Below are 11,171 nucleotides of genomic sequence, written 5' to 3'. Positions count from 1 at the left end.
CGAGGAATATGTCGTGGCACTTTTTGGGGGCGTGCCCGCTGGGCGGTAGCGTTCGGGCTAGGAGGACCGGGTGTCACCGGCCCGTACGACATCGCAAGGAGCCCCGCCCGTGGTGCAGGAGAAGACGGCCGCCCCGGTGCCGGAGGCGTCCGATACGGACGACCCGTCAGGTGAGGTGACCTCGCCTCCCCCTTCCCGTCTGGAACTGCCCGCCCGCGTCGCGGGTGTGGTGGCCGGTGGCCTGCTGATCTTCCTCGCCTTTCCGCCGCTCGGGCTCTGGTTCCTCGCGCCGCTCGGCATGGCCTCGGCGGTCCTGGCGGTGCACGGCACCCGCCCGCGCCGTGGCGCCTGGCTGGGCCTGCTGGCGGGGCTCGCCCTGCTGTTGCCCGGCCTGTACTGGGTGAGCCCGATCGGCATCGATGCCTGGCTGGGGCTGGTCGCCATGGAGAGCGCCTTCTACGCCGCCTGGGGTGCGGGCACCGCCCTGGTGGCCGGATTGCGCCTGTGGCCGCTGTGGAGCGCCGCGCTCTGGGTGGCGGCCGAGTGGGCCAGAGGCGAGTTCCCCTTCGGCGGGTTCCCCTGGGCGCGGGTGGCCTTCAGCCAGGGTGAGTCGATCTTCACCCCGTACGCGGCACTCGGCGGGGCACCGCTGGTGAGCTTCGCGGTGGCCCTGTGCGGTGGCCTGCTCGCGCTGGCGGTGTCGCGATCGTTCCCGGCTTCGCCCGCGCTCCGGGCACCGCGCACGTCTTCGGCCCCGGAAGGGGCCCGGAGCCCGCGCTGGGGGCGGGCCGTCGCGTGGCCGCTCGCCGGGGCGCTGGCCGTGCCGGCCGGGGCGCTGGCCGTCCCCCGGTACGGCGACGAGGGCAGAAACGTGACCGTCGGCGTCATCCAGGGCAACGTCCCCGGCCGGGGTATGCACCCGCTGGGCGACGAGCCGGCCGTGGTCCTCGGCAACCACACCCGGATGCTCCACCAGATGGCGCGGGACGTCAGGGAGGGCAGGACTCCCCGCCCCGACCTGGTCGTGCTGCCGGAGAACTCCACGGACATCGACCCGCTGCGCAGCGAGTTCGCCAGGAGCGAGATCGACGCGGCGGTCAAGGACATCGGGGTGCCCGTCCTGGTCGGCGCGGTGGTCGGGATCGGGGAGAACAACCGGGCGACCCGCAGCCTGGTCTGGGACCCGGTCACCGGGCCCGGTGCCCACTACGACAAGCAGCAACTGGTCCCCTTCGGGGAGTACACCCCGCTCAAGGACCTCGTGCTGGCCCTGTTCGAACGCGCGTCCCTGGTCGGCAAGCAGTCGGTGGCGGGCACCCGCGACGGCGACCTCAGGCTGGGGCCGGTGACCATCGGCGCGATCAACTGCTACGAGGTGGCGTTCGACGGCATCGTGGGGGACACCGCCAGGACGGGCGCCTCGCCGCTGGTGGTGCAGACCAACAACGCCACCTACGCGCTGACCAACCTGCCGCCGCAGCAACTCGCCATGTCCCAGTTGCGGGCCGTGGAGCACAATCGGGCGGTGATCACTTCCGCAATTACGGGTATATCGGCATACGTGACTCCGAGCGGTTCGATCGCCTGGCGCACCGGGGAACTGGTGCCCGCCATGAACGTCCTGACGGTCCCGGTCAGGACCGCGCAAACCATCGCCACACGCGTGGGCGCGCTGCCCGAATGGGCCTTGATACTTGTGGGTGCGGGCGCGCTGGCCATCGCCTGGCGGCGCCGGACGCCTGGCGTGGGGCACCCCGTGATCCGAAAAGACGATCAGCAGGTGGGAGACGCGTGATGGAGCGGATGCTTGGTCGGGTGCTCGTCATCGTCCCGACGTACAACGAGCGGGAGAACCTGCCGGTGATCACCCGGCGGCTGCGCGAGGCCGTGCCCGAGGCGCACCTCCTGGTCGTCGACGACGACAGCCCCGACGGCACGGGGGCGGTCGCCGACAAGCTGGTGGCCGACGACGACCACGTCCACGTGCTGCACCGGCCGGGAGGCAAGCAGGGCCTGGGCGCGGCCTACATCGCGGGTTTCCGCTGGGGCCTGGGGGAGGGCTTCGGTGTCCTCGTGGAGATGGACGCCGACGGCTCCCACCGGCCAGAGGAACTGCCCAAGCTGCTGGACAGGCTGGTCGACGGGGCCGACCTGGCGATCGGCTCCCGCTGGGTGCCCGGCGGCAAGGTCGTCAACTGGCCGGCCTCGCGGGAGTTCCTGTCGCGCGGCGCCAACGTCTACACCCGGTTCATGCTCGGCCTTCCGGTCCGCGACGCCACCGCGGGGTTCCGTGCCTACCGTGCCGCCACCCTGGAGAAGATCGGCCTGGAGGACGTCGAGTCGCAGGGCTACTGCTTCCAGGTGGATCTGACCCTGCGCACGGTCCGCAACGGGCTGCGCGTCACCGAGGTGCCGATCACCTTCGTGGATCGCACCATCGGGACCAGCAAGATGGGCCGCGGCGTCGTGGTCGAGGCCTTCTGGCGGGTCGCCGCCTGGGGTGTCATGGGCCTGCCCGCGCGTCTGCGCCGCCGCCGTGGTCGCTGATCCCCGGGGTACGGCGAGAGCGTGGTCCCAAGGCTCCGCCGAAGATGCGTCCACGCTGAGCGAACGCGGAACGCGCGGCCGCTCCGCGGCGTTGTCATGTCATACGGCTGTCGCATGAGTTGAGGCAAAGATGCGCTTTCTGCTGGTCCTGACCTTCCTTGTAGTGCCGGTCCTTGAGGTGTTGGTGCTCATTCAGGTCGGTCAGGTCATCGGTGGCTGGACAACGCTGGCCCTCCTGCTCGCCGGCGGCCTGCTCGGTTCCTGGATCGTGCGCCGCGAGGGTCGCCGGGCCTGGAGCAACCTCCAGAGCGCGCTGCAGAGCGGGCGGATGCCCGACCGCGAGCTCGCCGGCGGCGGCCTGATCCTGGTGGGCGGCACCTTGCTGCTCATCCCCGGATTCCTCTCCGACGTGCTGGGCATCCTGTGCCTGCTGCCCTTCACCCGGCCGATGGTCCGCAGGCTCGGAGCCTGGTTCTTCGCCCGCCGGGTCCGCACCATCATGGCCAGGAACGCGGCGGGTGCCGGGCTCGGTTCGCCGTTCGGCGACGGGTCGCCCTTCGACGTGCTGCGCGACGCCGGGAGGCCGCCCGGCTCGGGTCCGGTCCTGCACGGAGAGGTCATCCGTGACGAGTCGGCCGCACCTGGAAGAGCCCCCGAAGGGGCCTCCGACGGGACCGCCGGCCCCCGGAGCCTCACCGATCGCTGAGCGCGGCCAGACGGCGCAGCGAGAGCCGGAACAACGCGGCGTTCAGCGGCCTGACCGCCAGCCAGCCGAGCCGCCCGGCCGCGCCGAACGGCAGGTCGAGATCCTCTTCCCAGATGATCGTGCTGCCGCCGCCCTCGCGGGGCAGCACGCGGAAGACCCCGGTGCCGCGCACCGGCCGCCCCGTGTGCCGGACCCCCACGCTCCTGGGCGGGTCCCACTCGGTGATCTCCATGGTGTCGAGGAACCCGAGAGGCCCCACGCCGGTGAAGGCCGCCAGCCGGCTCCCGGCGCTGCGGCCGTTCCCGGCGGTGACCCGGGCCCGGGTCAGGACCATCCACTCGTCGTGCCTCGACCAGTCGGTCAGCACGGAGAAGACCTGCTCGGGCCGGGCATGTGCGTCCACCGAGACGCTGATGTGAGAACGGGTCACCTCCGGTTCCTTCCCACTGCCCGGCGGTCGCCCCCTGGGGCGAGCCGCGAACATTGACAGGAAAATACTATTTTCCTACCTTTTGAATCGCTATTTAGTCGAGCCGGGGCCGTGAGAATGTGATGGCCTGACGGGCGACGCCGGTGCGGGCCGGTGCCATGCGGGTCTGTGACCGTGGGGACAGAGAGAGGGAGAGGGGCTGTTATGACCGCGTTCGCGGAGGGAACCGGCCTGGTCACGGTCAGGTCCGTGCCCTGGGACGACGCCGCGGCCGTGGCGCTGCGCCAGGCCATGGCCGAGGAGATGCGCGCCCGCTACGCCGACCTGCTCGCCGCCACCCCCGACCTGCTGCCCCGGGGCATGGACGTCGAGCCCGAGACCGTCGCCTACAGCGGGGTCGCGTACTCGGCGGAGGGTCTCCCCGTCGGGCACGTGGCGCTGCGAAGGCTCGGCGAGGAACTTGAGCTCAAGCGGATGTTCGTGGCCCCCTCGCACCGGGGCACCCGCGTGGCGCGAGCCCTGCTGGCCGCGGCGGAGGACGCGGCTCGCGCGCTGGGCGCGTCCCGGGTCGTCCTGCAGACCGGTGACCGCCAGCCGGACGCGGTGAGGCTGTACCGGAGGGAGGGGTACACCCCTGTCCCGATCTTCCCTCCGTACGAGCGGCTCGCGGGCTCCCACTGCTTCGAGAAACTCCTGTCATGAAAAGCCCGGGAGGCTCCCGGCGAACGCAGGCCGACACGCCCTCGCCGGCCCGGCCGATGGGTTCGGCCGGGCCGGTGAGGTGCCCGCGGGTACCTGGATGATCGGCTAGGACGCCACGCGCTCCGGGCTGTCGACGTAGATCTCACCGAAGTCGATCGCCGGGGCGAACCCGGCGAAGTTCCGCTGGACTTCGGCCTTCTCCGCCGCGTTCGGGTAGGGGTTGGTGCAACTCGTGCCCGCGCTCGCGCCGGACATCAGGTCCGTGCACCGGCCGGTGCGCCGGTCGGGCAGGCCCAGGATGTGGCCGATCTCGTGGGTGGCGATACGCAGCGGGTTGTGGCCCTCGGTGGTCGCCTGCCGCCCCATCCACACGGTTCCGCGGCCCAGGCTGGTGGGCTGCGCGCGAGGCCAGCCGTTGTCGGCGAGCACCACGAAGTCCGCGGGGCTGCCGGCCACCAGTCGCACGTTCGAGACGCTGGAGTTCCAGATTTGTGCCGCCTGATCCACGGCGGACCGGAACTCCGCGGCCCTGCTCGCGTCGTACCTGAGCACGCGTACGGCCGCCGTACGGGCGTCCGCCGCGTGGACGAGCGTGGCCTGGGCGGGGATGGCCACCAGGAAGGCCAGTCCCAGGATGAAGGCGACACCGAGGCGAGTGATTCTGGACATTTCTAGCGGGCCTCCTCGGCCATCGGGGGGTTGCTCGCGGGGAGCAGCTGGTGAGGAGGTGGGATCAGCCGGTGACGAGCGTCAGCCCGTACGCCGAGAGGATCTCGTTGACCGGCTGGTGGTAGGTGGTGCCGCCGACGGTGCAGTTGCCGGAGCCGCCGGAGGTGACGCCCTGGGCCTGGCTGCCGGAGATGTAGGAGCCGCCGGAGTCGCCGGGCTGGGCGCACACGGTGGTGCGGGTCAGGCCGCTCACCGTGCCCTGCGAGTAGGTCACGCTGGTGTTGTGCTGGCTGATGACGCCGCAGCGCCAGCCGGTGGTCGAGCCCGAGCGGCAGATCGAGGCGCCGACCGAGGCCTGGGCGGAGCCGCGGACGATCACGTTCGCGCCGCCGGAACCGCGCACCCACGGCTGCACGGTGTGGCCGGGAGTGGCGACCCAGGCATAGTCGTTGCCGGGGAACGACGAGCCCTGGAAGGTGCCGGACGGGCTGGTGGTGGCGTTGCCGGCCCGGCCGCAGTGTCCCGCGGTCACGAAGCCGGGGGTGGTTCCCTTACGGACGGAGAAGCCGATGCTGCACCGGCTGGAGCCGATGTAGTAGGCGCTGCCGCCGATGATGTTGATGAGGGGCTGGGGCTTCTCGGCGGAGAGTGTCACCCGTACGGCGTTCTTGTCGACGCCCGCGGCGGCGACGAGGGCCTCGCCCGCGGCCTGGTCGCCGGTGAGGACGACGACGCTGTTGGTGGTCACGTCGACGTACCAGAGGGACGCGCCGGCCTTCGCCTCCGCGGCGGCCTGGTCGAGACCGTCCTTGACGGCGTTGAGTTCGGCCAGGGTCCGGCCGACGATCACGGGTTGTGCGCCCTTGGCCCTGATGGTGGCGGTGTCGGCGGCGTCGGTGGTGGCCACGGAGAGCTGGGAGGCGTCGCCGTTGAGCCAGGCGCCGGCGTAGTCGGCGCCGAGCTCACCGCTCAGGGCGGACTCCGAGGCGGCCGCGCGCTGCTCGTTGGCCAGTCGCTGGACGGCCTGCTCGGCGGTGAGGCCGAGGTCGCGCTGGAGGGCCTCGAGCATCGCTGCCGGAGGCTGGGGGGCGAGGGGGGCGGGTGCTGCGACGGCGGGCGCCACGGTGGCGACCAGGTACAGGGCCACGGTGGTGGCTCCGGCCAGGAGGGTACCTCGACGTAACATGAACACTCCTTGTGAGGGGTGTTGTCAAGGTATTTGCGGGGCGCCCGTTAAGGGATCTCCCAAACAATCCCTATCGCGATGTTATGGAGTCCTGATCACCGATGGCGGACGCGTGATCGACTGGTCCACCCCACTCGCGCGGCTGTGAAGGACTCTGAAAGACTGATCACCTTGCCCTCGGCGCACAGCTGTCGATCTCTGCAAGAGATCGGACGGAGCGGCGCCGAACGACCGGTTGCAGGAGGACGCGTGCCCATGGCCGAGGAAGTCGCCGTCGACGGTGAGAGCGGAGGGCCGGCGCCGTTACCACGCCGCGATGACGCGTCCCGGTGCCCGCACACCGAGCACGACGAGCGCCGCTGCGTCCTGCCCCCCGGACACGATCTGAAGCACGTCTACCCGCACCAGCAGGCCGTCGCCCTGTGCGGGGGTGATTGACGGGCCGCCCACGGCACGGGTACGGATCCCGCAGGGAGAACCCGGGTCGATCCCCTTGGCAGGGGTAGAGGTTCTCTTACAGGCGCCGGATGGGCCGCTCGTGTTCGGTGTCCGGCGCGGGCCGGGGGTCTCGAGGAGTTGCCGTGGACGGATCTGCGCCATCCACGCCGCAGGCGGGCGGGAACGACGTGGGGCCTTACCAGGGACGGGCGAGAATGCTCGCGGGACTTGTCGAGGCCAGCCATCTGAGCACGGTGGAGCGGCTGCCGTCCCTTGTCGAGGAACATGCCGCCCACGCCGGTCTGTACGACGTACTGATCTATCTGGCCGACCTGCAGCAGGACGTGCTGCGCCTGCTGACCGGCCGGGGCGGTGGCGAGGGCGCCGAGCGGGAGCCGGCCGAGCTGCGGATCGACGGAACGCTGGCGGGGCGGGCCTTCCAGGAGGTGCGGGTCCTGTCCAGCGCCGGTGCCGCCGGTGAGGTGGGACGATGGTGGGTGCCGCTGCTGGACGGCACGGAACGCCTCGGGGTGCTGCGCGTCAGCGTCCGGCCGGACACCGACGGCGACCGGGCACAGGAGGACATGCGGTATCTGGCGTCCGTGGTCGCGCTGATGCTGGTGAGCAAGCGTTCCCAGAGCGACTCCTATGCCCGGCTGGTGCGGACCCGGCCGATGAACGTCGCCGCCGAGATGCAGTGGAACCTGTTGCCGCCGCTCACCTTCGCCGGCGAGAAGGTGGTGATCGGCGCCGTGCTCGAACCGGCGTACGAGCTCGGTGGCGACGCCTTCGACTACGGGCTGGCCGGCGAATCCGTCCACCTGGCGGTCTTCGACGCGATGGGCCATGACGCGTCAGCCGGGCTGACCGCCAACCTCGCGGTGGCCGCCTGCCGTAACCAGCGCCGCCAGGGCATCGGCCTCGTCCGGGTCAGCGAGGGGATCGAGGAGGTGCTGATCAAGGAGTTCGGCCGGGGCAACCGTTTCGCCACGGCCATTCTGGCCAACCTGAACATGCGCACCGGAGTGTTCACCTGGGTCAACCGGGGCCATCACCCACCGGTGGTGATCAGAGGGGGGCGATGGGTCACCACCTTGAGGTGCCCGCCCGCTCACCCGCTGGGCCTCGGACTCGGGCTGCCGGTGACCCTGTGCAGGGAGCAGTTGGAGCCGGGCGACCGCGTGCTCCTCTACACCGACGGCATGATCGAGGCCCGCGACCGGGAGGGCAGGGAGTTCGGCCTGGAGCGCTTCGTCGACTTCATCGTCCGGCACAACGCCGACGACCTGCCCGTGCCGGAAACCCTGCGCCGCCTGGTCCGCAGTGTGCTGAAACACCATGACGGCAGGCTCCAGGACGACGCCACGGTCCTGCTGGTGGAGTGGTGTGACGGAGCTCGGGGCAAGCTCAGCCTCTGGCCCGGTGGGGCGCCGGGTCAGAGCGCGGGGGAATAGGGGCTCTCGCCGTCCCGGATCGCGGTGAGCATCCGGGTCGTGTACGCCTGCACGGCCTTGTGCAGGCCGTGGCCGAAGCTCACCCGGGCCACCCCGAGGGAGGCCAGCTCGCCGAGCGACGGCGTGCCCGGACGGAACAGGATGTTGATCGGCCCCTCGATCCGCTCGGCCAGTGCGCGGACGGCCTCGGCCTCGGCCGCGAAGATCGGGTAGACGCAGTCGGCGCCCGCCTCCAGGTAGCGGCGGCCCCGCCGCACCGATTCGGCCAGTCGCTCCCCGGCGTCTCCCGTGCCGTTCATGTAGGTGTCGATCCGCGCGTTGATCACCAGGTCCACGCCGGCGTCGACCGCGGCGGACCGGACGGCGCCCAGGAAGGCCGCCTGCTCGTCGGCGTCGACCATGGCGCCGGTGCGCGGATCGGAATCCTCCAGGTTGCAGCCGGAAGCCCCGGCGGCGGCGAGCCGCTCGACCAGTTCGGCGGGCTCCAGCCCGTAGCCGCGCTCCATGTCCGCGGTGACGGGCAGGCCGACCGAGCGGCTGATCCTGGCGATCGCGGCCAGCATCTCCTCGACCGGTGTCTCCTCACCGTCGTCGTAGCCGAGCACCGGGGCGACGGCGGCGCTGCCGGTGGCGATCACCGGGAACCCCTCGGCCTCGACGGCACGTGCCGACGCGGCGTCCCAGACGTTGGGCACCACCAGCGGGCGGCCCGGCACGTGCAGCGCCCGGAGCGCCGCGGCTTTCTCACCGGCCGTCGTCGAGGTGGTGCCGGTGGTTTCTCTGCTGGTCTGAGCCGACCCGGTGGAGGTAGTGCGGCCGGCCACCGGGGAGGTCCAGCAGCCGGATGCCCTTGCCGAGCAGCACGGGCGCGATGTGCAGGTTGATCTCGTCGAGCAGCCCGCGTTCGAGAAGCTGGCCACCGATCGTCGGCGAATGCACCTCGACGTTCCTGCCGCCGGCCGCGGCCAGCGCGATCCGTACCGCCTCGGCCACGTCACAGTCCAGGAATGTGACGCCGTCGGCGGGCTTGGCGTCCTCCGGATGGTGGGTGAGCACAAAGATGGGTCCGGTCCAGGCGCCGCCGTAGACGCTGCGGGGATCCGGGAAGTGGTCCCAGCCGCGCCGGCCGCCCAGGACCGCGCCGGTGGTCGCGACGTACTCCTCGATCAGGCCCGGCTGGGGTGAGATGCCGGTCATCATCCAGTCCATCTCGTGGTTCGGCCCGGCCACGAACCCGTCCAGGGACATGGTGAAGTGCCAGAGCACCTTGCCGTTCGCGGTCTGCGGTTCGATGTCGTTCACTGCTGTCTCCTCTGTCGGCTGATTGCCTCGTGCGGTATTGAGACGGCATCCACCGCGGAACCTCATCGGTCCAGGGTGGGTGGGAGGTTGAACGACGGGAACAGGGCCGGCTCGTGGAACGCGACGATCTCGGTTATCCGGCCGTCGCGGACCCGCAGCACGCCGATGCCGAACGGCTCGTACGCGTGCCCGCCCGGCGGACACCGGTACGTCGCCGCGGCCAGCTGGCCGTTGGCGCTCGCCGGCAGCATGCGCAGCGTTCCGATGTAGTCGGGTGAGCCGGCGTCCCAGCTCGCCGACAGTGCTGCCAGCACGCCGTCGCGGTCGGCGAACCACTCCGGGTACGGCGGCATCGTCGCCCGCACGTCCCGCGCCAGCAGCTCGGCGACCTCGGTCAGGTCGCCGCGCTCCACCGCGGACATGTAGCGGCGCAGGATCCTGCGGTCCTCGTCGGTGGGCGGGGCTGACGGGGCCCAGTCCGACCGGCCGGGCGGCAGGTGGGTGCGCAGGGTGGCTCTGGCCCGCTGCAGTGCGCTGTTGACCGAGGCGACACTGCCGTCGAGGGCCTCGGCCGTCTGGCGGACCGGCCAGCCCAGCACGTCGCACAGGATCGTCGCGGCGCGCTGCCTCGGCGGCAGGTACTGGATGGCGGCCAGGAACGCCAGCTCCAGGGTCTCCTTCGCGACCACCGCGGCCTCCGGGTCGTCGGCGCTCGGTGCCACCGGCTCCCACAGGTGGCCGGGGAACGGCTGCAACCACGGGCCGGCCGGCGAATCGGCCTGGTCGGGCAGCGTCCGGCGGCTCCGGCCGTCGAGGAAGTCCAGGCAGGCGTTGGTGGCGATCCGGTACAACCAGGCGCGCAGTGAGGAACGGCCCTCGAAGCCGTCCCGGCCGCGCCACGCCCGCAGGAACACCTCCTGGACCAGGTCCTCCGCCTCGTCGAACGACCCGAGCATCCGGTAGCAGTGCACCCGCAGCTCGCCCCGGTGCCGCTCGACACGTTCGGCGAAGTCGGTCACCGGGCGGCCGTCCGGGCGTACCGCAGCCGGTGGGTCGGCTCGCCGCCCATCGGGGCGTCCCGAGTGACGCCGTCCGCCGACCAGCCGGCCTTCTCGTAGAACCGGCGGGCCCGCTCGTTGCCCTCCAGCACCCGCGGCACCGCGCGCGGGCCCAGGTGCGGCAGCGCGTCGTCCATCGGCGCCCGGCCCATGCCGGTTCCCACGTGCCCGGCCGGCGCTCGCCCGCTGAGCTGACCTCCGGGTAGGCCGTCGCCCCAGACCGTCAGCTGGACGGGCGAGTCGTCGTGGACGAAGAAGTGCGCGGCGTGACCGTAGCCGCCCTTCTTCATCCATGCCTCGTAGTCGGATTCGTCGTCCTCGGGCACCGGGTGCGGGCATGTGCTCCACTGCCTGTCCTTGAACAGGGGAATCTCCATCAGGACGCCTTTCTGTGTGCGGCTGGCGGGGTGCCGGCCGGAGCGGGGCTCAGTCGAGCAGAGGTACGACCGTGGGGCGTAGCGGCTACCCGTCGGCGTCGAGCTGGGCGAGTTCGCCGTCGATGTCGACGGAGTGGGTGCCGTAGAAGTGCACGTTCTCATTAGGGTCCCAGTAGTGACGACGCAGGAAACAACGGATATGCAGGTCAGCGGCCCATCTTCCATGCTGTGCCTGAAGCCCGCTGTCGACCAGCTCGCGGGCCTGCGCGAGTCGGGCCTGGTGCAGCGGCTGCACCAGGCCG

General features: G+C 71.5%; 14 protein-coding genes. 6 read left to right on the top strand and 8 right to left on the bottom strand.

Translation table 11 applies throughout. From position 1 onward, the window contains the following. Positions 1-109: 109 nt before the first annotated feature. From lnt to ABZ260_RS36165, 3 genes are all read left to right on the top strand, one after another. Positions 110-1,795 carry an apolipoprotein N-acyltransferase gene (lnt, locus tag ABZ260_RS36175; protein ID WP_355626605.1) on the top strand — a complete coding sequence of 562 codons (1,686 nt, stop codon included), beginning with the start codon at positions 110-112 and terminating at the stop codon, positions 1,793-1,795. Next, positions 1,795-2,547: a polyprenol monophosphomannose synthase gene (locus tag ABZ260_RS36170; protein ID WP_355626603.1), complete on the top strand. Its 753-nt coding sequence runs from the start codon at positions 1,795-1,797 to the stop codon at positions 2,545-2,547. Before lnt ends, ABZ260_RS36170 begins: the two co-directional genes overlap by 1 nt. A gap of 130 nt (positions 2,548-2,677) precedes the next feature. Then, entirely contained in the window at positions 2,678-3,253 is a 576-nt protein-coding gene (locus tag ABZ260_RS36165) for an FxsA family protein (RefSeq protein ID WP_355626601.1), read from the top strand. Here ABZ260_RS36165 and ABZ260_RS36160 read toward each other — a convergent pair. Beyond that, the gene (locus ABZ260_RS36160) at positions 3,240-3,683 is read right to left on the bottom strand and encodes an SRPBCC family protein (RefSeq protein WP_350919365.1); all 444 of its coding nucleotides are present in this window, start codon (positions 3,681-3,683) and stop codon (positions 3,240-3,242) included. The two genes, ABZ260_RS36165 and ABZ260_RS36160, sit on opposite strands and share 14 nt — an antisense overlap. A gap of 204 nt (positions 3,684-3,887) precedes the next feature. Here ABZ260_RS36160 and ABZ260_RS36155 point away from each other — a divergent pair, with 204 nt between their 5' ends. Continuing rightward, a complete protein-coding gene (locus tag ABZ260_RS36155) occupies positions 3,888-4,385 on the top strand; it encodes a GNAT family N-acetyltransferase (protein WP_355626599.1) in 498 nt (165 codons plus the stop codon). A gap of 105 nt (positions 4,386-4,490) precedes the next feature. Here ABZ260_RS36155 and ABZ260_RS36150 read toward each other — a convergent pair whose 3' ends face one another. Then, positions 4,491-5,054, bottom strand: coding sequence for a snapalysin family zinc-dependent metalloprotease (locus tag ABZ260_RS36150; RefSeq protein WP_355626597.1), 564 nt, complete (start codon positions 5,052-5,054; stop codon positions 4,491-4,493). Positions 5,055-5,118: 64 nt separating this feature from the next. Further along, positions 5,119-6,240: a S1 family peptidase gene (locus ABZ260_RS36145; protein WP_355626595.1), complete on the bottom strand. Its 1,122-nt coding sequence runs from the start codon at positions 6,238-6,240 to the stop codon at positions 5,119-5,121. A 255-nt stretch (positions 6,241-6,495) separates the two neighbouring features. Here ABZ260_RS36145 and ABZ260_RS36140 point away from each other — a divergent pair, with 255 nt between their 5' ends. Together ABZ260_RS36140 and ABZ260_RS36135 are read left to right on the top strand one after the other, a co-directional pair. Continuing rightward, the gene (locus ABZ260_RS36140) at positions 6,496-6,678 is read left to right on the top strand and encodes a hypothetical protein (protein WP_355626593.1); all 183 of its coding nucleotides are present in this window, start codon (positions 6,496-6,498) and stop codon (positions 6,676-6,678) included. A 215-nt stretch (positions 6,679-6,893) separates the two neighbouring features. Beyond that, positions 6,894-8,132 (top strand): PP2C family protein-serine/threonine phosphatase, encoded by a 1,239-nt coding sequence (locus ABZ260_RS36135; RefSeq protein WP_355626607.1) that lies wholly within the window; start codon positions 6,894-6,896, stop codon positions 8,130-8,132. On the opposite strand, the gene ABZ260_RS36130 is transcribed toward ABZ260_RS36135, so the two are convergent. The 5 genes from ABZ260_RS36130 to ABZ260_RS36110 form a co-directional block, all read right to left on the bottom strand. Beyond that, on the bottom strand, positions 8,114-8,956 hold the full coding sequence (locus ABZ260_RS36130; RefSeq protein WP_355626591.1) for an isocitrate lyase/phosphoenolpyruvate mutase family protein: 843 nt from the start codon (positions 8,954-8,956) through the stop codon (positions 8,114-8,116). The two genes, ABZ260_RS36135 and ABZ260_RS36130, sit on opposite strands and share 19 nt — an antisense overlap. Next, positions 8,877-9,434, bottom strand: a complete 558-nt coding sequence (locus ABZ260_RS36125; protein WP_355626589.1) for a dihydrofolate reductase family protein — start codon at positions 9,432-9,434, stop codon at positions 8,877-8,879. The genes ABZ260_RS36130 and ABZ260_RS36125 overlap by 80 nt, the downstream gene beginning before the upstream one ends. A gap of 62 nt (positions 9,435-9,496) precedes the next feature. Continuing rightward, positions 9,497-10,453, bottom strand: coding sequence for an RNA polymerase subunit sigma-70 (locus ABZ260_RS36120; protein WP_355626587.1), 957 nt, complete (start codon positions 10,451-10,453; stop codon positions 9,497-9,499). Next, complete coding sequence (locus tag ABZ260_RS36115) at positions 10,450-10,869, bottom strand: hypothetical protein (RefSeq protein ID WP_355626585.1); 420 nt, start codon at positions 10,867-10,869, stop codon at positions 10,450-10,452. Before ABZ260_RS36115 ends, ABZ260_RS36120 begins: the two co-directional genes overlap by 4 nt. A gap of 85 nt (positions 10,870-10,954) precedes the next feature. After that, positions 10,955-11,171 (bottom strand): hypothetical protein (locus ABZ260_RS36110; protein WP_355626583.1); only part of this gene is annotated, 217 nt, incomplete at its 5' end.

Source organism: Streptosporangium sp. NPDC006013, from assembly GCF_040614275.1.
In the GTDB taxonomy this organism is placed as follows: Bacteria; Actinomycetota; Actinomycetes; order Streptosporangiales; family Streptosporangiaceae; genus Streptosporangium.
This window is presented reverse-complemented; position numbering and strand designations above follow the sequence as displayed.